Source organism: Martelella sp. HB161492 (assembly GCF_013184775.1).
Taxonomy (GTDB): Bacteria; Pseudomonadota; Alphaproteobacteria; order Rhizobiales; family Rhizobiaceae; genus Martelella.
The window spans coordinates 237,177-259,523 of sequence record NZ_JAATVV010000002.1; the positions used below are offsets into that span (position 1 = coordinate 237,177).

General features: G+C 59.6%; 19 protein-coding genes and 1 pseudogene. 10 read left to right on the top strand and 10 right to left on the bottom strand.

The window, feature by feature from the left end:
* Positions 1 to 112: 112 nt before the first annotated feature.
* A complete protein-coding gene (locus tag HCK86_RS03970; RefSeq protein ID WP_176083183.1) occupies positions 113 to 1,057 on the bottom strand; it encodes a biotin-dependent carboxyltransferase family protein in 945 nt (314 codons plus the stop codon).
* Positions 1,054 to 1,767, bottom strand: a complete 714-nt coding sequence (gene pxpB / locus HCK86_RS03975; RefSeq protein ID WP_176083184.1) for a 5-oxoprolinase subunit PxpB — start codon at positions 1,765 to 1,767, stop codon at positions 1,054 to 1,056. The genes HCK86_RS03970 and pxpB overlap by 4 nt, the downstream gene beginning before the upstream one ends.
* 265 nt (positions 1,768 to 2,032) lie before the next feature.
* Between pxpB and HCK86_RS03980 the strand changes: the two genes are divergently transcribed.
* From HCK86_RS03980 to HCK86_RS04005, 6 genes are all read left to right on the top strand, one after another.
* Positions 2,033 to 6,517 carry a PAS domain S-box protein gene (locus HCK86_RS03980; protein ID WP_176083185.1) on the top strand — a complete coding sequence of 1,495 codons (4,485 nt, stop codon included), beginning with the start codon at positions 2,033 to 2,035 and terminating at the stop codon, positions 6,515 to 6,517.
* Positions 6,518 to 7,102: 585 nt separating this feature from the next.
* Positions 7,103 to 8,086, top strand: a complete 984-nt coding sequence (locus HCK86_RS03985) for a TRAP transporter substrate-binding protein (RefSeq protein WP_176083186.1) — start codon at positions 7,103 to 7,105, stop codon at positions 8,084 to 8,086.
* A 104-nt stretch (positions 8,087 to 8,190) separates the two neighbouring features.
* A complete protein-coding gene (locus tag HCK86_RS03990; protein ID WP_176083187.1) occupies positions 8,191 to 8,682 on the top strand; it encodes a TRAP transporter small permease in 492 nt (163 codons plus the stop codon).
* The gene (locus HCK86_RS03995) at positions 8,672 to 9,976 is read left to right on the top strand and encodes a TRAP transporter large permease (protein WP_176083188.1); all 1,305 of its coding nucleotides are present in this window, start codon (positions 8,672 to 8,674) and stop codon (positions 9,974 to 9,976) included. The genes HCK86_RS03990 and HCK86_RS03995 overlap by 11 nt, the downstream gene beginning before the upstream one ends.
* A gap of 168 nt (positions 9,977 to 10,144) precedes the next feature.
* On the top strand, positions 10,145 to 11,494 hold the full coding sequence (locus HCK86_RS04000; RefSeq protein WP_176083189.1) for an alpha-galactosidase: 1,350 nt from the start codon (positions 10,145 to 10,147) through the stop codon (positions 11,492 to 11,494).
* Positions 11,495 to 11,818: 324 nt separating this feature from the next.
* Entirely contained in the window at positions 11,819 to 12,307 is a 489-nt protein-coding gene (locus HCK86_RS04005; protein WP_176083190.1) for a carboxypeptidase regulatory-like domain-containing protein, read from the top strand.
* A gap of 112 nt (positions 12,308 to 12,419) precedes the next feature.
* Here the strand turns inward: HCK86_RS04005 and HCK86_RS04010 are convergent, their stop codons facing one another.
* Together HCK86_RS04010 and HCK86_RS04015 are read right to left on the bottom strand one after the other, a co-directional pair.
* Positions 12,420 to 13,295 (bottom strand): amidohydrolase family protein, encoded by an 876-nt coding sequence (locus tag HCK86_RS04010; protein ID WP_176083191.1) that lies wholly within the window; start codon positions 13,293 to 13,295, stop codon positions 12,420 to 12,422.
* A gap of 1 nt (position 13,296) precedes the next feature.
* Complete coding sequence (locus HCK86_RS04015; RefSeq protein ID WP_176083491.1) at positions 13,297 to 14,433, bottom strand: mandelate racemase/muconate lactonizing enzyme family protein; 1,137 nt, start codon at positions 14,431 to 14,433, stop codon at positions 13,297 to 13,299.
* Between the two features lie 536 nt (positions 14,434 to 14,969).
* Between HCK86_RS04015 and HCK86_RS24190 the strand changes: the two genes are divergently transcribed.
* On the top strand, positions 14,970 to 15,095 hold the full coding sequence (locus HCK86_RS24190) for a hypothetical protein (RefSeq protein WP_281409583.1): 126 nt from the start codon (positions 14,970 to 14,972) through the stop codon (positions 15,093 to 15,095).
* 51 nt (positions 15,096 to 15,146) lie between these two features.
* On the opposite strand, the gene HCK86_RS04020 is transcribed toward HCK86_RS24190, so the two are convergent.
* Positions 15,147 to 15,299, bottom strand: coding sequence for a hypothetical protein (locus HCK86_RS04020; RefSeq protein WP_176083192.1), 153 nt, complete (start codon positions 15,297 to 15,299; stop codon positions 15,147 to 15,149).
* A gap of 70 nt (positions 15,300 to 15,369) precedes the next feature.
* On the opposite strand from HCK86_RS04020, the gene HCK86_RS04025 reads away from it, so the two are divergent.
* A complete protein-coding gene (locus HCK86_RS04025; protein ID WP_176083193.1) occupies positions 15,370 to 15,738 on the top strand; it encodes an NIPSNAP family protein in 369 nt (122 codons plus the stop codon).
* A 45-nt stretch (positions 15,739 to 15,783) separates the two neighbouring features.
* On the opposite strand, the gene HCK86_RS04030 is transcribed toward HCK86_RS04025, so the two are convergent.
* The 4 genes from HCK86_RS04030 to HCK86_RS04045 form a co-directional block, all read right to left on the bottom strand.
* Positions 15,784 to 16,488, bottom strand: coding sequence for a hypothetical protein (locus tag HCK86_RS04030; RefSeq protein WP_176083194.1), 705 nt, complete (start codon positions 16,486 to 16,488; stop codon positions 15,784 to 15,786).
* A 12-nt stretch (positions 16,489 to 16,500) separates the two neighbouring features.
* Entirely contained in the window at positions 16,501 to 17,430 is a 930-nt protein-coding gene (locus HCK86_RS04035) for a 3-hydroxyacyl-CoA dehydrogenase NAD-binding domain-containing protein (RefSeq protein WP_176083195.1), read from the bottom strand.
* A 34-nt stretch (positions 17,431 to 17,464) separates the two neighbouring features.
* Positions 17,465 to 19,090, bottom strand: coding sequence for an MFS transporter (locus tag HCK86_RS04040; protein WP_176083196.1), 1,626 nt, complete (start codon positions 19,088 to 19,090; stop codon positions 17,465 to 17,467).
* 89 nt (positions 19,091 to 19,179) lie between these two features.
* Positions 19,180 to 20,937, bottom strand: a complete 1,758-nt coding sequence (locus tag HCK86_RS04045) for an amidohydrolase (RefSeq protein WP_176083197.1) — start codon at positions 20,935 to 20,937, stop codon at positions 19,180 to 19,182.
* Between the two features lie 224 nt (positions 20,938 to 21,161).
* Here HCK86_RS04045 and HCK86_RS04050 point away from each other — a divergent pair, with 224 nt between their 5' ends.
* Positions 21,162 to 21,323, top strand: a complete 162-nt coding sequence (locus HCK86_RS04050; protein WP_176083198.1) for a hypothetical protein — start codon at positions 21,162 to 21,164, stop codon at positions 21,321 to 21,323.
* Here HCK86_RS04050 and HCK86_RS24030 read toward each other — a convergent pair.
* Positions 21,314 to 21,436, bottom strand: a pseudogene (locus HCK86_RS24030) (N-acetyltransferase); the annotation flags it as partial. The gene HCK86_RS04050 and the pseudogene HCK86_RS24030 sit on opposite strands and share 10 nt — an antisense overlap.
* A 285-nt stretch (positions 21,437 to 21,721) precedes the next feature.
* Between HCK86_RS24030 and HCK86_RS04055 the strand changes: the two are divergent.
* The gene (locus tag HCK86_RS04055; protein WP_176083199.1) at positions 21,722 to 22,297 is read left to right on the top strand and encodes an isochorismatase family protein; all 576 of its coding nucleotides are present in this window, start codon (positions 21,722 to 21,724) and stop codon (positions 22,295 to 22,297) included.
* The last annotated feature ends 50 nt before the right edge of the window (positions 22,298 to 22,347 follow it).

Consider the following 22,347-nt stretch of genomic DNA (forward strand, 5'->3'; position numbering starts at 1 on the left):
CGGTCACCGGCGCATACCTGCTTATGCCGCGATTTTTGCCAATCGGCAACCCAAAAGCAGCCCTTTCCAGCAAACCGCCGCCCCCCTTGGCGCCGCTCCGCTTTCGCGCGCCTCAGCCCGGCGGTTTCTCCACCAGCCCTGCAATGACGTCTTCAAGGTGCTGGCGCGCGGCAAGCAGGGCATCTTCGGCAAGCTGCTGCGACATCAGCGCAAAACGGAACAGCTTTGAAGAGGGCAATTGCGCCAGACGCGGCAGATCCACGCTCGCCACGGTCGCAATCTTGGGATAGCCGCCGGTTGTCTGCCGTTCTGCAGTCAGAACATAGGGCTGGCCGGAGCCAGGCACCTGGATCGAGCCAAGCGGCGTCGCGTCGGAGACGATGTCATGGCCGCGAAACGCATGCAGCAACGGACCGTCAAGGCGGCTCGCCATGCGGTCGCGACTGTTGGATACGGCAAAGTCGCGCCCCAGAAAAACCGCCCATGTGTCTGCATCGAAATAGTCATCCTGCGGCCCCGCGACCACCCGAACCGGCCCCGGCCGGCGCAAGACAGGCAGAGAGAGCCTCAGACACGGACCATCTTCAGCCGCTCCGAGCGGCAGGAGGTCGCCGTCCCGCAATGCCCTGCCCTGAAAGCCGCCAAGCGCGCTGCGCAGATGGGTCGCACGCGAGCCGAGCACCTCCGGCACTTCGATCCCGCCGGACAGGGCGATATAACCCCAGACGGCATCCTTAAGATGACCGACGGTCAGAACTTCTCCCGGCAGCAAGACATGGCTCTCCCAGGCATCGACGCGGCGTTCATCAATGCGGATATCGACGGCACCGCCCGTGATGGCGAAACGCAACGGCTTTTCCACCCGGTAGCGCCCGCCGGACTGGGCAAATTCAAGCCCGGCCACATCGATATCGTTGCCGACAAGATGAGAGGCGATGGCAAAGGCATCCGGGTCCATCGGCCCGGCAGGCGATATGCCTTGATGCATATGACCGGATCTCGGTCTGGCCTGGACGGTGCTCAGCAATCCGGCCCTGATAACGATCAGACGGTTCATAGGCTTTCAGGCTCCACAAGCGCTTCACCCGCGGCGGCGCGGCGATCGAGTGCGGCGGCCTCATCGGGGCCGATCCGATGAAATGCGACACTGTCGCCCGGCGCCAGAAGGCTCGCTTCACGGCGACGGATATCAAACAGGCGAACCGGCGTGCGGCCGAGATAGCGCCAGCCGCTCGGTCCGGCAAAGGAGGTGATGCAGGCCTGCTGCCCGCCAATGCCAATGGATCCGGTGGCAACCAGCGCCCGCGGCACATCGAGCCGCGGCGTGAAAAGTGCCTCCGGCAGGCCGCCGAGATAGGCAAAGCCCGGCATGAAACCGATCATGTAGACGCGATATTCAGCTCCGCTGTGCAGCGCGATCACCGCCTCCGGTGTCAGCTTTTTTGCCGCCGCCAGATAGGCGACATCAAGAGCCGCATCGCCTTCATAGCAGACCGGCACCTTGAAACGGCGCGTGCCGGTAGCCTCTTCTTCGATCGAAGAAAGAAGCGCCAGCAGATCTTGCGCCAGCTGCGTCCCGCGCCTTTTTGCCGGATCATACATCACCAGAAGTGCGCGATAGGTCGGCACCGTCTCGATGATGCCTGGCACCGGCTCGCGCGCCAGCCGCCTGGCAAAGGCGATCACGCGCCGGCTCACCGCCTCGCTCACCTGATCGCCGAATTCAACGCTCAATGCCTGGTCACCCGCCGGCAATATGCGCAGCATAGATCATATCCCCTTGTCCTGCCGCCACCCCGTCTTCAGCGCAGCAGCGAAACCATAGTGGCGCGATCGGGAGCGCCAATCCAGCATCAAGGGATCTTATCCCCGACACTCAGCCCTGAAACAGGCATCCGACATGGCATCGCCCTGAAAAATTATTTGTCAAAAGCACATTCTCACCCTACCCACCGTCCCGGCTCGGCACATATAGTGCTAATATAAGATCCGTATTGCGGCAGAATGAATTTGAACGGCACAGGACTGAAACGTGGAAGAATCCGAACAGCTGGAAGAAAAGCGCCTCAAGGCGCTCTATGAGCTGAACGTCTTGGATTCAGCGCCGGAACCGGAATTTGAAGCGCTGGTTCAGGCCGCAGCCATTGTGTGCGGCACGCCGATATCGCTGATCAGCCTGCTTGAGCGCGACAGGCAATGGTTCAAGGCCAATGTCGGTCTTGAGGATGTGACGGAAACGCCACGTTCTGTCTCCTTCTGCGCCCACGCCATCAAGAATGACAGCCTTATGGAGGTGCAGGACGCGACGCGCGATCCGCGCTTCAGCGACAATCCTCTGGTAACCGGATCACCGGATATCCGTTTTTATGCCGGCGTGCCGCTCACCCTTTCAAGCGGAGAGAAAGTCGGCACGCTCTGTGTCATCGATACGAAAGCCAAGGCGCTCAGCGAAGAGCAGAAAGCGATCCTCAGCCATCTGGCCACCGCAGCGGTGCGCGCGCTTGAAATCCGCATGGCAGCGCTGCATGAGAAAGAACTGGTCTCGCTTGAATGGCGGGCCCAGTCGATCCTCGAAAACAGCTTTGACGCCGTTCTCAGCATGGATTGCAGGGGCCGCATTCAGCATTGGAACCGTGCGGCCGAACGCATGTTCGGCTTTTCCGCAGAGCAGGCTGAAGGGCAGCCACTCGATCTCATCCTGCCCCCGGAAAAACGGGAGAGCGAAGGCGCGCTGCTCAAGCGGCTGGACAAGAACCTGACAAGTCGCTCCTTCAGGACAGAACGGCAGCACAAGAACGGAGACCGCCTGCCGGTCTCGATCTCCATCGGCCCCGTTCTCGATTCTGACGGTGTGATGGTCGGTGCCACTGAAATCATCCGCGACATATCCGATATCGAGAAGACCAACCGCGAGCTTGCGGATGCCGAGCGCCGGGTACGCCGGCTCTATCAGTCGACGCCTGCCATGCTGCATTCGATTGATGCAGAAGGTCGGCTCCTCAGCGTCTCAGACCGTTGGCTGGAGGTGATGGGCTACAGCCGCGATGAGGTTATCGGCCGCCTTTCCTCGTCCTTCATGACCGAGGAATCGCACATCAAGTCGACGACCGAAATGCTGCCGGCCTTCCTCAAGAGCGGTCATTGCGAAGATATCGAATATCAGATGGTCACCCGCGCTGGCGACGTGATTGACGTTCTCCTGTCGGCCATTCTGGAACGTGATGCCGATGGCAAGCCGATGCGCAGCATGGCCATCATCGAAAACATCACAGCGCGGCGCAAAGCGGAAAAGGCCCTGCGCACCGAAAGACGGCGCCTGGCCCAGATCATCCAGGCCACCCAGGCGGGCACCTGGGAATGGAATGTCGAAACCGGGGAACTGCGGCTCAACCGCCAATGGGCGTCCATCATCGGCGAACAGCCGGACAGCCTCGGCAAGGTGACCATCCAGACCTGGCTCGAGCGGCTTCACCCCGATGATGATCAGCTGAGCCGTGACCGGCTGGCAGAGCATTTCGCGGGCAAGACGGAAAACTATCAGTGCGAGGTGCGCCTCAGGCATAACGACGGTCACTGGGTCTGGGTTCTCGGCCGCGGCCAGGTCATCAGCAGGACCCATGACGGCAAGCCGGAATGGATGTTCGGCACCCATCAGGACATCAGCCAGCGCAAGGCCGAAGAGCAGGAATTGCGCAAGAGCCGCGAATTTCTCGACCGCACCGGCCGGCTGGCCGGTGTCGGTGGCTGGGAGCTGAACCTTGAGACACAGGATCTGTTCTGGTCGGATGAAACCTGCCGCATCCACGGCGTTGCCCTCGGTCACAAACCCGATCTGGCCGAAGCGATCAGCTATTATGCCCCTGAGGCGCGCGAAGCGGTTGATGCTGCGGTCACGCGCAGCATCGCGACCGGCGAAAGCTTTGATATCGAACTGCCGCTGATCAACGCCAAAGGCGACCAAATCTTCGTTCGCTCGGTTGGCTCGACGCAGTTTGAAAATGGCAAACCGATCCGCGTGGCCGGCGCCTTTCAGGATATCACCGAGCGGGTTTCCCAGCGCAAGGCTCTGGAAGAGGTCAATGAACGGATTGCCGTTGCCACCGAGAACGGCCGGATCGGCATCTGGGATGCCAATCTGGTAACGGGCAAAACCCTCTATTCGGAGATCTGGTGTTCGCTGATCGGCTACCGGCAGGATGAAGTTCCGGACAACGGGTTTGAATGGCTGAATTTCATCCACCCCGACGACATGGAGCGGGCCAAGAATTCCGATGCCGCCCATATCAGGGGCGAGGCCCCCTATTTCGAAGAACAGTTCCGCATGCGCCACAAGGATGGCCACTGGGTCTGGATCCTTGATCGCGGACGCGTGACAGCACGCGACGAAGATGGCAACCCCACCCGGATGATCGGCACCCATACCGACATCACCCGCCAGAAGCAGCAGGAGGAAGAACGCTTCCTGCTCGGCGAACGCATGGCGATTGCCACAACCAGTGGCGGCATCGGCATATGGGAGCTCAATATCGAGACGGGCGAACCCGGCTGGGACCCGATCATGTACGAGCTTTACGGCCATTCCGGTGTCGCTGACGAAAGCGTCGCCGTGATCTGGCAGCGCCAGGTCCACCTGGAAGATCGCGAAAGGGTCCGCGAAGCGGTGGCCACCGCCATTGCCGAAGAATCACTTCTGGACGAGGAATACCGCGTCGTCTGGCCGGATGGATCGGTTCATCATCTGCACATCGCCGCGCGGGTGGTGGCGGAGGAGCAGCAAAGGCCTCGCCGGATGATCGGCGCGGCGTGGGATGTGACGGACGAGCGGCAACTGGCGCTGGAGCTTGCCGAACAGCATGAGCTGATGCGGGTGACGCTGCATTCCATCGGCGATGCCGTGATCACCACCAATGCCGACGGCGTCGTGCAATGGCTGAACCCCGTTGCCGAACGGATGACCGGCTGGTCACTGGCCGAAGCCCGTGACATGGCCTCAAGCCGCGTGTTCAACATCGTTCACGAGGAAACCAGGCAACAGGCGCCGGATCCGATCCGCGCCTGCCTTGAGCTGGCCTCTGTCGTCGGCCTTCAGGAAGACACGTTGCTGCTGGCGCGCGATGGCATCGAATATGGCATCGAGGATTCTGCCGCGCCGATCCGCAGCAAGGATGGTGAGGTGCTGGGAGCCGTTCTCGTGTTCCACGACGTCAGCGAGCAAAGACGCCTGTCGCGCGAAATGTCCTATCGGGCAAGCCATGATCAGCTCACCGGCCTGATCAACCGGTCGGAGTTTGACCGCCGACTCACCCGCCTGTTCGACAAGACCATGGATGGTCGCGGCGAACATGTGCTGCTGTTCATCGATCTCGACCAGTTCAAGATCGTCAATGACAGCTGCGGCCATTCTGTCGGCGATGATCTCCTGCGCAAGGTCAGCGCCCTGATGGTCGAAACCGTTCGCGCGGAAGATACGGTGGCGCGGCTTGGCGGCGACGAATTTGCCATTCTGCTCGAATATTGCACGCCCGACGTCGCCACGGCGATTGCCCAGGCCATCTGTGACAAGATGAACGACTTTCGCTTTGTCCATGACGGCAGGGCTTTCCGGGTCGGCACCAGTATCGGACTTGTTCCGATCACCTCGGCCTCCCTGAGCGTACCGGCCATCCTGCAGGCCGCCGATACCGCGTGTTACGCCGCCAAGGAAGCTGGGCGCAACCGGGTCCAGATCTGGAGCCCGGATAATGCCAGCAAGGATAGCGAACGGGGTGAGACCCGCTGGTCTGCCCGGCTTGAACAGGCCCTCGAACAGGAGGGCTTCGAACTGCATGTGCAGAATATCTTCGGCCTGCCAGAAGACAACACGCCGAAATATGCCGAGGTTCTGCTGCGGCTGAAAGGCGAAAATGGCGAAATCATCCGCCCCAATGCCTTCCTGTCATCGGCCGAGCGCTTCAACCTGATCACCCGCATCGATCACTGGGTCGTCGCCCATGTCATCAGCTATCTTGAGCAGCATGGTTCTGCTGAAAACGCGGCAATTGAGCGCTATTTCGTCAATATTTCAGCCCGCGCGATCGGCGATCGCTCGTTTCACCGCTTTGTCATCGAGCGGCTCGAACACACGGACCAAACCGTGCGGGAACGGCTCTGCTTCGAAATCACCGAACAGGCAGCGATTTCGAACATGACGGACGTCGCAGCCTTTGCAGAAGCGGCACGGGCATTGGGCGTCGCGATCGCGCTCGATGATTTTGGCGCCGGTGGCTCGTCCTTCGGCTATCTCAAGCGGCTGCCGGTCGACTTCCTCAAATTCGAGGGGCGATTCGCGCAGGGGCTGGAGGAAGATCCCCTCAATGCCGCAACGATCCGCTCCTTCGTCGAAGTCACCGCGATTCTCAGTTTGAGGTGCATTGCAAAATTCATCCCAGACACGAAAACGGCGATAAGGCTGGCCGATCTCGGAGTCGGTTTCGGACAGAGCTATCTCTTCCACAAACCTGAACCGTTGCAGAATTGACCCACCACATTCCGGCATCAGTGAACATTTTCACGGAAACGTGAAAATGTGTTGCTGTGACGTGTTAGCACACAACTTTCGCTAAAATTGACACTCATCATTTCTGCAACCATAAGATCGCAATTAAAAAGTACTGACTATTCAAGTCTACAATCCACGGCAGCAGCATAACCGCGGATATCCTTTATAAAATAAATACATTTCAGTAACTTACCCTATCAACCTCGTTCAGCAAATGTCCCACTCCTAAAGCAGCAACCCTGGGCAAGCCTTCCAAACTAATATGCTAGCATACATTTGTTGCGGCTTTTTCCCGATCAGCGTATCCATAGGCCACGAGCTAGTGAGGTACGTAAATCAAACGGACCTCGCATTGGGCTCGGTAGAAAATCGGGGGGCATTTCGGTCTGGGGAGAGCGCTGCGCTGAAACAATTTCACGTCGGATCGCGCACATTACGAATCATCGATCACACGCTGAAATCACAGTTTCTTCGCAAGTGCACACAGCCAAGGGCACCGCTGGTGCCCGACGAAATATCCCGGTTTCGATTGAAACACCGGCAACCAGTTCTCTGGGAGGTTTTATGTACAGATACAGCAAGTTCGGCCTTGGCATCGCAACGGCCCTCGCATTTGGCGCACTCGCCAGCTCGGCTTCGGCCCTCACCCTGCGCGTTTCGGACTCGCACAATGCCGACCACTCGACCGTGATTGCCCTTGAGGAAATGGGCCAGCATCTCGATGAACGCACCAATGGTGAAGTCAAGTTCAAGGTGTTCCCGAACGGCGTTCTCGGCACCGAAGCGGAAATGATCAATCAGCTGCGCACCGGCATTCTCGACATCGTGCGCACCAACCCGGCCGACCTGGAAAAGTTCAATCCGGTCTATAGCGCCTTCCTGCTTCCCTACCTGTTTAACGACGATGCAAGCGCAACCGTCGCTATGAATGCAGTCAAGGACGAGGTCTTCCAGACCCACCTCGACACCGGCTTCATGGGCATTGCCTGGAATATTGCACCGTCGCGCAGCTTCTACACGGTCAACAAGCAGATCAACACACCCGAAGATCTCGCTGGCCTGAAGATCCGCGTTCCCAACAGCCGTTCCATGGCCGATGCCGTGCAGCTTCTGGGCGCAACCCCGACGCCGATTCCGTTCGGTGACGTCTATACCGCCCTGCAGCAGGGTATTGTCGATGGCGCGGAAGGCAGCCCCGCTGCCCTGATCGATTCCAAACAGGTCGAGATCGTCAAATATTTCAGCTACGACCGCCACTTCCTGATCCCGGATGTGATGATCATCTCGACCAAGAGCTGGGACAAGCTGACGGATGAGCAGAAGGCCATCTTCGAAGATGAAGCCGCGATCTACACCAAGCGTGTTGACGAGCTGGAAGCCGCCAAGAACGCAAAGTCGCTCAAGGAATGCGAAGATGCCGGCGTGATCTTCACGGAAGTCGACATGACCCCGTTCAAGGCACGCGTTCAGCCGCTCTATGACGAAATCGCCGCCTCCAACCCGGAAGCTGCAGCGATCGTCGACAAGATCATCGCGGCCCAGCAGTAAAAGGCTCCCGCCCGATGGCGCAGACAAGCGACATCGCCCCGGCAACGGGGCGGTGTTGAGAAGCCAGGCCTTCTCCAGCCTTCCACTATCACTGAGGTTTCCTCATGAATAATATAAGAACCATACTGGAAAGGACGGTCCTCACTCTCATCACCGTCTTTCTGGCCCTGCTGGTGATCATGGCGACATGGCAGGTTATTGCCCGCTACCTGCTCAACTCACCCTCGCAATTCACCGATGAAGCCCTGCGCTACACCATGATCTGGTCCGTCTATCTCGGCGCCTCCTATGCCTTTGGCCTGACGGACCGCCACATGTCGCTCGGTCTGATCAAGGAAATGTTCAAGGGCAAGAAGCGCCTTGTGCTTGAGGCCTTCAATTACATCGCCGTGATGCTGTTCATCGTGCTGGTGCTGATCAAGGGCGGCTTCAATCTCGTATCGATGGGCGTCGGCCAGCATTCCGACAGCCTCGATCTGCCAATGAACCTCGTCTACTCGATCATTCCGATTGCGGGTTTTCTGTCCCTCTTCTTCAAGACGCTCAATTTCCGCGACGTCGTGAGGGAAATCAGGAGCGAAGAAAATGGATACTGAAATCGTCGCCGCCATTCTCATACCCCTGTTCCTGATCTTCCTGCTCTGCGGCATGCCGATCGCCATTGGCATCGGCCTTTCCTCCCTTGCCGCGATCGCGGTCATCCTGCCGGTCGACCAGATCTTCTTCCAGGGTGCGCAGAAGATGTTCGGCGGCATCGACAGCTTCTCCATGCTGGCTGTGCCATTCTTCATGCTCGCCGGCAATATCATGAACCATGGCGGCATCGCCCGAAAGCTCATCAACCTCGCGCTGATGGTCGGCGGACGCATGCCGGGTGCACTGGCGCACGCCAATGTCATGGGCAACATGCTGTTCGGCACGCTGTCCGGTTCGGGCATGGCCTGTGCGGCTGCCATCGGCGGCACCATGGCACCGATCCAGCGCGAAAAGGGCTATGACCCCGCCTTCTCGGCTGCCATCAATGTCGCATCCGGCCCGGTCGGCATGCTGATCCCGCCGAGCGGCCTTCTGATCCTGTTCTCGATCGTCTCGGGCGGTGTTTCGGTTGCCGGCCTGTTCATGGGCGGCTGGATCCCCGGCATCCTGTGGGGCCTGGCTGTCATGGCTGTCGCCTATGTCATGGCCAAGAAGTACAATCTTCCGACCGAAAGATCGACGCTGACGGCTGGTCAGAAGTTCCGTCTGGTCCTCGACTCGATCCCGGCACTGATGCTGATCGTCATCGTCATGGGCGGCATTGTCGGCGGTGTGTTCACCGCAACGGAAGGCGCGGCCGTCGCCGTTGTCTACAGCCTCGGCCTGTCGTTCTACTACGGCAACATCAACCGCAAGATGCTGATCTCGACGCTGATGGATACGGCTGTCACCACCGGTGTCATCCTGTTCCTGGTTGCAGTCTCGAGCCTGATGAGCTGGATCATGGCCTATGCCCAGATCCCGCAGATGGTCGGCGATTTCCTGCTGAACGTGACCGACAACAAGATCGTTCTGCTGCTGATCATCAATGTCGCGCTGCTGATCCTCGGCACCTTCATGGATGCGACACCGGCAATCCTGATCTTCACCCCGATCCTGATGCCGATCTGCACCCAGATGTTCGGCATGGACCCGATTCAGTTCGGCGTCATGATGATCTTCAACCTCGGTATCGGCAACATCACCCCGCCGGTCGGTTGCGTGCTCTTCGTTGGCGCTGCCGTTGGCGAGGTCAAGATCGAAAAGGTCGTTCCCTACCTGGTTCCCGTCTTCTTCGCGCTGGTCGGCGTGCTGATGCTGGTCACCTATATCCCCGCAGTCAGCCTGTTCCTGCCGCGCCTGTTCGGGCTTTGAGATGAAATTCGCTCGGCCCCGCCCTCCCGGGGCCGAGAAAAAGGCCGCAGTGTTCCCGTCTTTCTCCATACGGGATCTCCCAACCTGCGACCGCAAGGCACGGATGGCCGGGCCTACTCACCCCGGCCATCCGTAAATTCTGGCAAGAAAAACAAAGGAATTGATCTGATGAAGGACATCAAGATCACGTATATCGGCGGCGGAAGCCAGCAATGGGCCCTGCATCTGATGGCCGATCTCGCGCTTTCGAAGTCGCTGTCGGGTGTTCTGACGCTCTATGACATCGACAATGCCGCCGCCCTGAAGAACCAGGAAATCAGCAAGAATATCTTCGGCCGCCCCGAAGCCACCGGTAAGTTCACCGTCGAAGTCGAGGCCGATCTCGATACCGCTCTGAAGGGCTCAGACTTCGTCGTCATCTCCATCGAGCCCGGCGCCATCGAAAAGCGCTTCATCGACCTCAAGATCCCGGAAAAATACGGCATCTATCAGAGCGTTGGTGACACGACCGGCCCCGGCGGCATTGCCCGCGCCCTCCGTTCGGTTCCCGTAACGGCCGATTTCGCCCATCACATCATGGCTGTCTGCCCCGATGCCTGGGTGATCAACTACACCAATCCGATGGCATGGTGCACCGGCGCATTGTTTGCCGCAGAACCCGACATCAAGGCCGTCGGCTGCTGCCACGAAGTGTTCCACACCCAGGAAATGCTGGGCCGCTGGGTTCGCGACACCTATAAGGTCGACATGCCGAAGCGCCACGACATCGTGCTTGATATTTCCGGCGTCAACCACTTCACCTTCGCCACCGAAGCGATGTGGAACGGCAAGAGCATTCTGGCCGAATTCAAGGCCTCGCAGCCCGAAAATGACCGCGAGCAGCTGCTGAAGAACGCGCTGACCCGCGAAGCTGAGGAAAACTGGTTCGATTGCGACTTCCGCATCGCCACCGACTTCCTCAACCGATTTGGCGTTCTTGGCGCGGCCGGCGACCGGCATCTCGCCGAATTCGTGCCCTTCTACCTGACCTCCAAGGAAGAGCTGAACAGCTGGGGCGTTGCCATGACGCCTTATGAATGGCGCGTCCGCCGCACCAAGGAGCAGGACAAGGCACGTCAGGCATTCCTCGAAGCCGACCTCAAGCCTTCCGGTGAAGAAGGCGTTCTGATGATCGAAGCGCTGGCCGGAGCCGAAGGTGCCGTATGCCGCACCCAGTGCAACCTGCCCAACATGGGCCAGAACCGCGATGCCGCCATCGGCGCCATCGTCGAAAGCTATGGCCGTGTCTCCTACAACAAGATCGAGCCGATCGCCTGCGGCGTTCTGCCCGCGGCCGTCCAGTCGCTGGAAGACCGCAACCTCACGATCCAGAAGATCGTCCTCGACGGCATCATGTCGAAGGACAAGGCCAAGATCTACGAAGGCTTCGCCATCGACCCGCTGATCTCGCTGTCCTCAGCTGAAAATGCCCAGCTTTTCGACGAGATCTGGGCCGCATCGGAAGTGCCGTTCAACTGACGCCAAGGCCCGAAAGTCGTTGCCGATTTTCGGAAACCACAATGCGTCGCAGCAATAAGCGAGAGCGCCCGTATCGACAGATGGCGCTCTGGCCAAAAACACCAGCTTTGCCGGACGGGTGCCGCCTTCCGGTCCTTTGCGGCCCTGCAGCAATGCAGGGCCTTTTTTTAGCGTCCTGCACATTCAAGCGCTGACGCACACCGATCTGCCCCCCGGCCATCCGATGAATGCCCCGGGACAGCCCCTCCCCCGAAAGCCGGACAAAAGCGTCTTGGCGAAACCCTCAATTCATGGCAACCTATAGATGCAAATCGGGGGATTTCCATGAGAGCCAAACTGCTTTTTTCGGCCATGTCACTGGGATTACTGAGCAGTTGCATCATGGCGCCGGAGCCCGCTTCGCCATTTGATCCGCAAGAGGCTGCATTCATTCATGAGGACGGTGAAAACACCATCCGCGGTGAAGCCTTTCTCAGAAAGGAAAGCGGCGGTGTCGTCTATGCTGCCGGATCGAGCGTCAGACTGATCCCGAAAACCGCCTATGCGGCCGAAAGGCTCGATGCGCTCTATCGTGGCGGCAAGATCAATACCATCATATCGGCATCGCCGCCGCCGCCCGACTATGAAGCGGCGATGAGACAGACGAAGGCAAATGGCAGGGGCCGCTTTGAATTCGACCATGTCGCGGATGGCTCCTACTATATCGTCACCAAGATAAAATGGGGCAAGCACAACGCCGAAGGCGGTGCCATCCGCGAAGCGGTCACGGTGTCCGGCGGCCAGTCTGTCGAGATCATCATGGATGGGCGTTGAGGGAGCCCCCCCCGAGAGAGAAGAGCCGATCACCGCAAGAGACAGGGCTTTCCCGGCCGGGACCCGTCTCGCGTGCCGCCTCACCGGGTAAGACCGGACCTTGAGAACATCGTCAGGAGACCGGCCAGGGATTGAAGCCAAAGAGCGAACCGGGATTTTCAACAAGCGCCAGGTGCCGGCTATCGGCGTCCGGAAACCAGGACAGGACGGTGTCGGCAAGCGCGGCATCATCGGGATAGTCAATGCTGGTCTTGGCGTAATTGTGCGGCCAGTTGGTGCCCCAGATGATGCGTTCGGGCGCGTAGGCGGCAATGGCGCGGGCAATGCAGGCGATATCCTCATAGTCCGGCCCGCCGGAACGCGATGATTCGTAACAGCCGGCGAATTTGAAATAGCAATTGCCGCGATCGATGAGCCGCTTCACCAGAGAAAGCTCCGGCCCCTCAGGCGAAATCCCGCGGAAAAACTTGCCATGATGATCAAGGACCCAGCGCGAACGGATCTTCATCAGCGCCGCCTCGTGATCAAGGATATCGCTGCCGTCAAACTGCACGGCTGTCGTCCAGCCCATGTCGTTGGCGATGGCATCGACGGTAGCAAGCCCTTCCAGCCCGATGGCGCCGCCCGGCAGATCCATGATCCGCGCGCCGGTCACACCGGCATCGGCCAGCGCCTTCAGCTCACCCCGGCTTGTCCTGTCGCTCACCACCGCAACACCGCGGGCGAGATCTCCCATGACGGCGAGCGCGGCGATGAGATTGCCGTTGTCGTGCTGATGGGCATTCCCCTGAGTGATCACCACCCGGTCAATTCCAAGCCAGCGCATGACGCTGCGATAGGCCTCGGCATCCGGCAGCGGCTCCTGCGGCAGGCCGGGACCGCCGGGCACCGCGGCAAATCCGGGCAGATACATATGCATCTGGGTATCGATCGTACCGGGCGGCAGCGCCGTTTTTGGCGACGCACCGGAAAGCTTTCTCTCGATCATCTCAGTCAGCCCTCATTTTGAATTCTTCAAGCGCTGCCCGATCGATCTCGATGCCAAGCCCCGGGCCGTCGGGAATGGTGACAATGCCGTTCCTGTGCTCCAGTGGCCTTGTCACCACTGCCTGACGGAATGGATTATCGGTACGGTCGAATTCGAGGATCGGCTCGAGCGGACGATTTCGGACAGGATCAGGCACCTGCGCCGCCATGAACTGCAGAGCGGCCGCGATCTGCACCGCCGTGCCCCAGACATGCGGCACGACGCGCACGCCGTGAAGCGAAGCAAGGTCGGCGATCCGCTTGGCCTCGGTGAAGCCGCCACAGCCGCAAAGGTCCGGCTGTATGATATCGACGGCACGGCTGGCGATCGGTTCATGCATGCCGAAGCGCGTGTGCCAGGTTTCACCGCCAGCGACTGGAATGGGCTGGCCCTCCCTGACGGCGCGATAGGCAGAGATCTGCTCCGGCACCACCGGCTCCTCAAACCAGTCGATCCGGTATTCCGCCGCCGCCCGGCCAACCGCCACCGCCTCGCCCGGGCTGTAACCGTGATTGCCGTCGATCATCAGCCGGGTGTCCGTGCCGATTGCCGCACGCACCGCCGCAATCACCTGCAGATCCTCTTGCGGATCAAACCCGATCTTGATCTTGACCGCATGAAAGCCGGCAGCCGCATGGGCAGCCATTTCGGCGGCATTGTCGGCAACCCGGTCAACACCATCACGCCTGAAGCTTCCCGTCGCATAGGCGCGCACGCTGTCGCGGAACCGCCCGCCGAGCAGTGTCGAGACAGGAACACCGAAATGCCGACCCTTGATGTCCCAAAGCGCAACATCAAGACCGGAAAGCGCCGTCACGGCGATGCCGCGCTGCCCCTGATCGCGCAGAAGATTGTAGAGGATCGCCCAGATCTTCTCGGTCTCGAGCGCATTCATGCCCTTGAGGCAGCCGGCATAGCTCAGCACCATTGCCCTGTTCGGCAGAACCGGACCGAGGCACTCTCCCCAGCCCGTGGTGCCATCCTCACAGACGATCTCGACAAGCAGATGCTGACGCCGGTCAAACCGCATGGTCGCACTCTCGAAGGCGACCCCGAGCCGGTGCTCGAGCAGATGCGTGCGAACCTCGGCAATGCGCAGGCTCCCGGGCAGAGGCCCCGGCATCTCGCACCCGGGCACCACCGGTGTTTCGAGCGCATGCAGGCGCTCCCCACTCGCATCATTTACCGCCACGTCGACCTCCCGCCGAACAGCACGCCTCGCCCGGTCTTGCGATGCGGCGCAGTGGCTGTCAATGACGTCTCTGAGCGCGCGCGAATATGGTCTCATATCGTGGGATCTGGATACAGGAAACGGGGAAACCCGCGTCAAGAACGCACCCCTCGCACAAGCTGGCGGGAAAGCGCAAAGCCATTTCCCTGAATTCGGCTGTCATGCCGGTTTATCGCCATCTTGTGCGAATTCGTCTCAAAAATTTCAAAACGGACGGCGTGATCGGAATTTAATTCCGCACTGGTATGAACGTATTTATAGCCAATAATTTCAATTAATTAGCTGGAAAATGCAGGTTTAATTTTCGCCACATTTGAAAATTACCACGGCGTTCAGAAGTTAAGTTTCGGCCGACCCATCAGCATTACGTCAGTGAAATGACAGCAAGCGAAAAGGAGCAGAAAATGACCTTCGTTTTGTCTATCGTTGCAGGAACCGTCGTCTATTCCGGTGTTCGTGGCTACATGAACATCGCCCGCCGTGAGGACCAGATCCGCTCACGCATGGCGCCACCGGACCAGCAGCACTAAAGGCTGCCTGCCCGGCGAAGACGCCGGCCATTCCAAGCCAAACATCCCAAGCTAAACATCACGGCTGCCTGACCCGGCCATGCCATGGCAGCCCGTCCCTGACAGGCGGCCGATGATGGGCGCGGCAAACCAGCCCGCTTCATCGTCGGCTGCTTCCGCTCCGGGACGGATCAGCACAGGCTCTGTTCCAGAACGATCTGCCATGCGATAACAGATCCCGGCCCCGGAAATTCAGGTTTCGCAGGGCTGTCCGTGCTCAATCATGATGGCCGCCATGCCCGATAAACCCGTTACATGCGAAGTTCGCTACCATGTCGATTTAGGCCGGATCGCCGAGTTCGAGGCCTACGCGCAAATCTGGATCGAGCTGATAGAGCGTCATGGCGGAACCCATCACGGTTACTTCCTACCGCGCGACAGGCCCGAAACGGCCGGGCTAAGCTTCTCCGGCATAGGCAAGGACGGCGCTGATAATATCGCGATCGCCCTGTTCACCTTTCCAGACGAGAACACCTATCAACGGTATCGTGAGCGGGTTGCGACGGATCCGGATGGCATAGCGGCGAACGCCCGCTTTTCGGGCGATCCCCCTTTCATCAGCTATGAGCGCTTCTTCCTGACGCCTGTTTTGAGGGCCACTTGATCTGATGCTGCTGCGACCGCTCAAGCGATCGCAGCAGCATCAGGCTCAGCACCATTCGCCAAGGATGGCGACGAAGGCGGTTTCCCCGACATTGGTCAGCATCTGCGTCACCGGGCCATCGTGCCAGATATGACTTCCGGGAGAAAAGGACACAACGCGGCTGGTGCCGCCAGGCTCTGCCACGGCGATATTGGCATCAGAAATCGAGACCGTGAGCCCGGAAAAGCCGTAGGTGATTTCACCGGTTGTTTCGCCCGGCTCCAGCGCGATCCGGTAGAACCGCAGCCGCTCGGCACCGGAGAGGTTGTCGAGCTGGGTGTGGCAGGGTGCTGAAAGCGGTTTGTCGGAGACAAGCTCCGGCAGTTTCAGCACTTCGGCACCGATCATGTGCATCAGCCCGTCGCCATCATTGCGCACCTTGTGGATCAGCGGATCACCGCCGTGCGGGCGGCACATGGACAGACCGGCCGTCAGGTGATGGGTCTTGCCCGTCGAAGCATCCGACTGGAATGTGTGATCATAGACTTCGGCATCATTCACGGTCACATACATCGTATCAATGTTGTGGCGGTGATAGAGCGACGTCTCACCGGGACCGAAACGAACGTCATAAACACGAACATAGTCGTTCTGAAACCGATGATAATGCCGGGGTTCATCGAAAACCTCGACAAAACCTGCCGCCGGCTCTCTGGCACAGGAGCACAACTGGAACAGCCGGCTTGGGGCCTTCTGATCTTGCATGGGCATCAGTCTCTCCCCTCAACCGGCCTTAGGCAGGGGCGTTTCGTCCTGCATGGCAATGACCTTTGACTGGCGGACGTCGCGCACTGCGCCGAATTCAGCAATCCGATCGAGCGGATAGGTCGCACTCGCCTGCGCATCAAGCAGCGCAACGGTTTCGGCATCAACCGGCGGCAGATTGAGCGCGGCCACCAGTCCGGCGAGGATCTTCTCGACCATTTCCCTGAGCCCGCCCTGGCCACCGCCAAGCTGCGCTGTCAGCATTGGTCCGATCGAGGCATAGCGGACGCCGAGCGAATTGACGACGATCTTGTCCAGCCCCTCAACATCGACCACACCTTCGGAAATGATGTGGATCGCTTCGCGGACCAGCGCCACCTGCAGGCGATTGACGACAAAACCGGGAATTGGCTTGTTGAGACGGACCGAAACACGGCCGCAATCTTCGTAAAAGGCCATCAGCCGCTCGACAACCGCATCGTCGGCGCCGGTCGCACCACAAATCTCCACCAGCCGCACCATATGCGGCGGGTTCAGCGGATGGCCGATCATCACCCGGGCCGGATCTTTCATCTGCGCACCGATGACATCAGGCGTGATGCCCGATGATGACGAAACCAGCATCGTATCGGCACCGGTCATCGCCTCGAGATCCGCGAACATCTTCTGCTTGAAGGCGGGATTTTCCGGCCCGTTTTCCTGAACCAGCATGGTGCCTTCGAGCGCTTCGGCCAGATCGGTATGGAAGCTGATCCGTCCGAAAGCCGTGTCCGGGTCATCACTGATCTGGGCAATCATCTCCTTCAGCCGGCCGGCAATGGCCGTGGCAAAATCCGGGCGAACATCATTGAGCCGGACATGATAGCCGTTTGTGGCAAACAGCGCTGCCCAAGACATGCCGATGGTCCCCGAACCGATTACGGTGACGATGATTTTCTTGTCTGACATTCTTATCTCCCGGTGTTTGGATCGATCGTGGGCTTCATATGGCGGAGGTCCCGCCCTCTGACGTCTGCTTATCCTGCATCAGGGAATGCTTCGGAACAGAGCGGGTCAGCAGCGGAATTGAGATCAGTATCAACAGCGCGAGAACCAGCCAGGACATATGGGCAGCGTCATAACGGGCGTCGCGATTGATGGAGAAGAAGGTCTGCCGGTCATTGTCCGGAACCTTCAGGCGGGTCATGGCATTGCCGAAATCCTCATTCGACATCAACGGAATGGCGGCGACTTCCGAAACATCATTCAGGACCGAAGCACTGATGTTCTGGTTCAGCCGCGCATCGCTTTTGAAATCGTCGGTGAGAGAGAACATCAACAGCCAGGCGATCAGGGCAACGCCGATGGCCTGGCCGATATTGCGCGCGGCGGCCTGAACCGCACCGGACTGGCTCGCCAGCTTCTGATCCACCGCTTCCGTGACGATGATCGATGCCTGTGAGGCGATCAGACCGGTCCCGAGGCCGATCAGGAAGGTCGACGGAAAATAGAGCAGGCCAATGCCGTCGCGGGTAATGCCGAAGGCACCGATCAGGCAGGCAAGCGCCGACAGCACCATGCCAAGGCGGCAGATCATCTGTGATGACAGATGCGAAAAGAGCACTGGCGTGCCGAGCGAGGAGAGAACCATGCCGACCGGGAAAAACACCAGGATCAGCGACGTCTCGAAAGCGGAATAGCCAGCGACCATCTGCAGATAGGGGATTCCGAGAATGGTGAAAGCACCGAGCACGAAGAACATGAAGGCACACATGTATACGCCGGCCCGGATTTGCGGCGTGGCAAAGAAGGAGACGGGAACAAGGCAGGCCCGGCCGTTTGCCGCACGGCTGACTTCAAACCGCCAGAAGCCAATCAGGACCAGAAGGCCGGCCAGGATCAGCGGCAGGCAAGGGCTGATGCCGAACAGTGTGATCGGGGCATTGATCGGATGGATGAGGCCCCAGCTGCTGGTCTGCATCAGCCCGCCGGAAAAGAGCAGCAGTCCCAGCGAGACCAGAACGGCACCGCCGCGATCATAGGTTTTCAGATCCTCTTTGTGGGTTTCCGCCGGCAGCAGCAGGCTTGCGGCCAGAAGCAGGACGAAAAAGCCGCAGAGGCTGAGGAAGGCCACCCGGTAGCTGAATGCATCGATAATGAAACCGAAGATCATCGGCGCGATGATATTGGCAATACCGACAACAGCGCCAATGGCACCAAAGGCGACCACACGGTCGCGGCCGGAATAAAGCACCGAGACAAGGCCGAGCACTGACGGGATGAGGAAACTGGCACCAAAACCGGCAAGGCTTCGGGCACCGAAATTGAAGATTGCGATCTCATGGGTGGTTGCCGCAATCAGTTCGGCCAGGATCAGCAGGGCAACACCGATCTGGAAGGTGCGCGTCCATCCCAGGAACAGACCCAGCGTGCCGATGCTGACCATGAAAGAACCGGCGATCAGCGGATACATGGCATTCGCCACGGCAATTTGCGACATTTGCGCGTGAAGCGCCAGCGCCAGCGACGTTGCGGATACCGAAACGCCGGCATTATCGGCCATGGTGCCAAACTGCGCCAGCAGCAGGATGATCAGCCCCTGCCATTTCAGAGTGGACTTGAGCGACATGGAGGCCCCCGAGTGCGGATGAGAAAATCTTCAGGACAAAGGGCAGAACAGACAAGCCCGTAACGGCATTGCCTGTTCAGCCCCGGCGATCAGGCCGCATAGACCCTCTGGCCACCCATCCATGTCTCAAGGACCTTGATGTCCTTGATCCTGTCTGGGTCGACCTTGCGCGGATCCTGCTCGAGAATGACCATGTCGGCGAACTTGCCGGTTTCCAGACTGCCGATTTCATGTTCGGAACTCAGCTGCCAGGCGGCCTCCGATGTCATTGCCCGGATCGCCGTCTCGACACTGACGCGCTCGTGAGGATTGACGACGAAATCCGGCTCCTTCCAGGTCTTGCGTGTCACGGCGGTCTGAATCATCAGCAGCGGATCAGGGTCGGTGACCAGGAAATCGGAATGGATGGTGAAGCCGATGCCAGCATCCGCCACACTCTTGCAGCGATCGAGAAGCTGAACCTTTTCCGCCCCGAACAGAAGGTCACGCATGGCAACGCCCCAGTAATAGACATGGCCGATGAGAAAGCTCGGGGAGACGCCCAGCGCCTTCAGCCGGGCAATCTGGTCGTCATGCAGAATCGAGCAATGTTCAATGCGCGGGCGCAGCGCCGCAACATCGACGCCAGCCTTGCGTGCGGCATCAAGCGAATCGAGAATATTGTCGATCGCCCGGTCGCCATTGCCGTGGATGGAGATCTGGAAGCCCTGGCTGCCGCGCTTGACCATCAGTGCCGTCATTTCCTCTGGCGACATATAGGCAAGACCCCGGGTCTCGGTATGCAGATAGGGGTCGCGCTGCAGGCCGGTGAAGCCCTGGTTGGAGCCGTCAGCGATCAGCTTGAAACCGGCAACACGGACATGAGAATTGCCGTCGCCCGGAAGCAGTCCGGCATCGTCCCAGGCCTTGTCCTGCGTATAGAATGGATAGACCCGCATGCGGGCATGGAGCTTGCCCGAGGCTGCGGCCCGCAGATAGGCATTCCAGTCTTCGATGCCGGCAAGACCACCCATGCCGAGATCACTGAGCGTTGTCAGCCCCAGCTTCGAAAAGGCATCGGTCTGCCGCATCAGGGCTTCGGCAGGGTCTGCCGCTCTCAGCGCGGGATAATGGCTCAGTATCTTCAGAAAGGCGACATTATTCTTGATCGTGCCGGTCAGCCTGCCATTGCCATCGCGGACAAATTCGGCCCCTTCCGGGTTCGGGACATCCTCGTCAAGACCTGCCGCGGCAAAGGCGGCGCGGTTGGCATAGGCCAGATGCAGGGACGAATTGAGAATGAAGACCGGGTGCCGGGTCGAAACCGCATCAAGCTCGGCAAAGGTCAGGGCATCAGGGCCTTCCTGAAGAGAGGGATCGAAATTGCGCGCGACAATCCACTCACCCGGCGCGGTCTGGCTTGCAATCTGTTTCAGGTGATCGAGAACCTCTGACGTCCTGGCGAATTTCGAGGCACCGACATAGGTCGTGAGGTCGGCAATCAGCGATCCCGTCATCATGTGGGTATGCGGCTCGACGAAGCCCGGCAGCATCACATGGCCTTCGAGATCAACGAGCTCTGCCTGCGGGCCAGCGGCCGCGCGAACATCATCAAGCGCGCCGATCGCAATAATCCGATCGCCCTTGATTGCGATAGCCTCAGCGTCCGAGAACGCGGCATCCACCGTCAGGATCGTCCCGCCGTGAAATAATCTGATCCGATCCGGGCTGCCGGCCACGGTCGTGCCCGTCGTCTCGGCTGCACAGAACAGTCCGCCGGCAGAACCGGGCGCGTTACCGCGCGTCATGGAAAAAAGGTTGGAAAGAACAAGGCTGCAGCACGGGCAGTCAAAACGAGCGTCAAGCATCTATCGCCTCCCAGAGATGATGCTGCTGAGATGAACGCCGGGGAGGCTGACGAGTCAACTGCGGCATAAATGTAAATGACGACAAACATACAAACCACCAGAAATAGTCCGGTGAGATCGCCCGTTTTTGGCCTTATTTATCTGATTCGAAATGCGAATTTCAGAAATTCACCGATCCGTTCGACGCATTGCCGACGCCCTCGTACCGTAACGTCGGGCAGAAAATGACCATCAGCGAGTCACGCCTGAATGGCCACTCCAGACGCTGTGCCCTGTGTCCGATGATGGCGCTTTTCGTCGGTATGGGCGGCATCGTCGGCGAGACGAATGGTCTGGAACGGATCAACATCCCGGTCATAGAAGTGCTCGCTGCCGTACCACGATAGAAGTGTGCCCCCCCCACTTCACCCACCGCTGCATCGGTGGCTTTATCGACGGCAATGAATGGCCCGAAGCCAAAGATGCTCCAGTGTCCGTTGAACCGTAAGAGGCGCGCCCAAATCTCCTCCTGGCTTGGCGGCTGGATATTTGGGACACCCGCAATTCCGGGTGCAGTGGTCGAAGGCCTCTGCCGCGCTATCGGCAATGCTCCCGAAACGTCTTCCCCCGTGAGTGTGAAAACGAATTCGCCACCTCAGGCTGTCGAAAAATCCAGGCCGCAGTCGCGCCAGCCAGACCACCAACGCCGCATATGCCCGATCGCAATCGCCTATATTGCTATTTCACATAGTTATGCTAAATAGCATTAAATTAACCAGATCGCTCGACGCGAAAGGAGTTCCCCATGCCGTTGACCACCCTCGACGAAACGCCAGCCCTCATCATCGTCGATCTTCAGAAAGGGCTCGCCGGCCTCTCGACGGCTCATCCGTTCGACGGTGTTGTCAGCAATTCACGACGCCTTGCGGAGGCGTTCCGCCAAAGGGGGCTGCCCGTCGTCCTGGTGAACGTGGCTGGCGGCGCTCCCGGTCGGGCCGACGTCCACCAGACGAGCCCCGCTGACGCGTCGTCGGCACGGCCGGTCGATTGGGCCGAGCTGCTGGAAGAACTCGGCCAGCAGCCCGACGATATCCTCGTTACCAAGAACACCTGGGGCGCCTTCCACGGCACCGGCCTTGCCGAGACACTGTCCGCGCACCACGTCACCCAGGTCGTCATCACCGGCGTCGCCACAAGCATCGGTGTCGAATCAACCGCCCGCTCGGCACACGAGCACGGCTTCCACGTCGTTCTCGCCACGGACGCCATGACCGACGTCGATCTCACTGCCCACGGACACAGCACCAGCCGGATTTTCCCGCGCCTCGGTGAGACTGCCACCACCGGTGAAATCCTCGCCAAACTCGATGCGCGCTCCTGACGAAGCGCGATCCCGCGCGACGAGGCGATGACCGCCAGCGCAGACACCGC

Excerpts from the sequence above, each read along its gene's own strand:
- HCK86_RS03985 (WP_176083186.1), top strand. The coding sequence starts at position 7,103 with ATGTACAGATACAGCAAGTTCGGCCTTGGCATCGCAACGGCCCTCGCA.
- HCK86_RS04050 (WP_176083198.1), top strand. The coding sequence starts at position 21,162 with ATGACCATCAGCGAGTCACGCCTGAATGGCCACTCCAGACGCTGTGCC.
- HCK86_RS04030 (WP_176083194.1), bottom strand. The coding sequence starts at position 16,488 with ATGCCCATGCAAGATCAGAAGGCCCCAAGCCGGCTGTTCCAGTTGTGC.
- HCK86_RS04025 (WP_176083193.1), top strand. The coding sequence starts at position 15,370 with ATGCCCGATAAACCCGTTACATGCGAAGTTCGCTACCATGTCGATTTA.
- HCK86_RS03970 (WP_176083183.1), bottom strand. The coding sequence starts at position 1,057 with ATGAACCGTCTGATCGTTATCAGGGCCGGATTGCTGAGCACCGTCCAG.
- HCK86_RS04000 (WP_176083189.1), top strand. The coding sequence starts at position 10,145 with ATGAAGGACATCAAGATCACGTATATCGGCGGCGGAAGCCAGCAATGG.
- HCK86_RS03990 (WP_176083187.1), top strand. The coding sequence starts at position 8,191 with ATGAATAATATAAGAACCATACTGGAAAGGACGGTCCTCACTCTCATC.
- HCK86_RS04005 (WP_176083190.1), top strand. The coding sequence starts at position 11,819 with ATGAGAGCCAAACTGCTTTTTTCGGCCATGTCACTGGGATTACTGAGC.
- HCK86_RS04045 (WP_176083197.1), bottom strand. The coding sequence starts at position 20,937 with ATGCTTGACGCTCGTTTTGACTGCCCGTGCTGCAGCCTTGTTCTTTCC.
- HCK86_RS04055 (WP_176083199.1), top strand. The coding sequence starts at position 21,722 with ATGCCGTTGACCACCCTCGACGAAACGCCAGCCCTCATCATCGTCGAT.
- HCK86_RS04035 (WP_176083195.1), bottom strand. The coding sequence starts at position 17,430 with ATGTCAGACAAGAAAATCATCGTCACCGTAATCGGTTCGGGGACCATC.
- HCK86_RS04040 (WP_176083196.1), bottom strand. The coding sequence starts at position 19,090 with ATGTCGCTCAAGTCCACTCTGAAATGGCAGGGGCTGATCATCCTGCTG.
- HCK86_RS04020 (WP_176083192.1), bottom strand. The coding sequence starts at position 15,299 with ATGGCAGATCGTTCTGGAACAGAGCCTGTGCTGATCCGTCCCGGAGCG.
- HCK86_RS24190 (WP_281409583.1), top strand. The coding sequence starts at position 14,970 with ATGACCTTCGTTTTGTCTATCGTTGCAGGAACCGTCGTCTATTCCGGT.
- HCK86_RS03995 (WP_176083188.1), top strand. The coding sequence starts at position 8,672 with ATGGATACTGAAATCGTCGCCGCCATTCTCATACCCCTGTTCCTGATC.
- pxpB (WP_176083184.1), bottom strand. The coding sequence starts at position 1,767 with ATGCTGCGCATATTGCCGGCGGGTGACCAGGCATTGAGCGTTGAATTC.
- HCK86_RS04010 (WP_176083191.1), bottom strand. The coding sequence starts at position 13,295 with ATGATCGAGAGAAAGCTTTCCGGTGCGTCGCCAAAAACGGCGCTGCCG.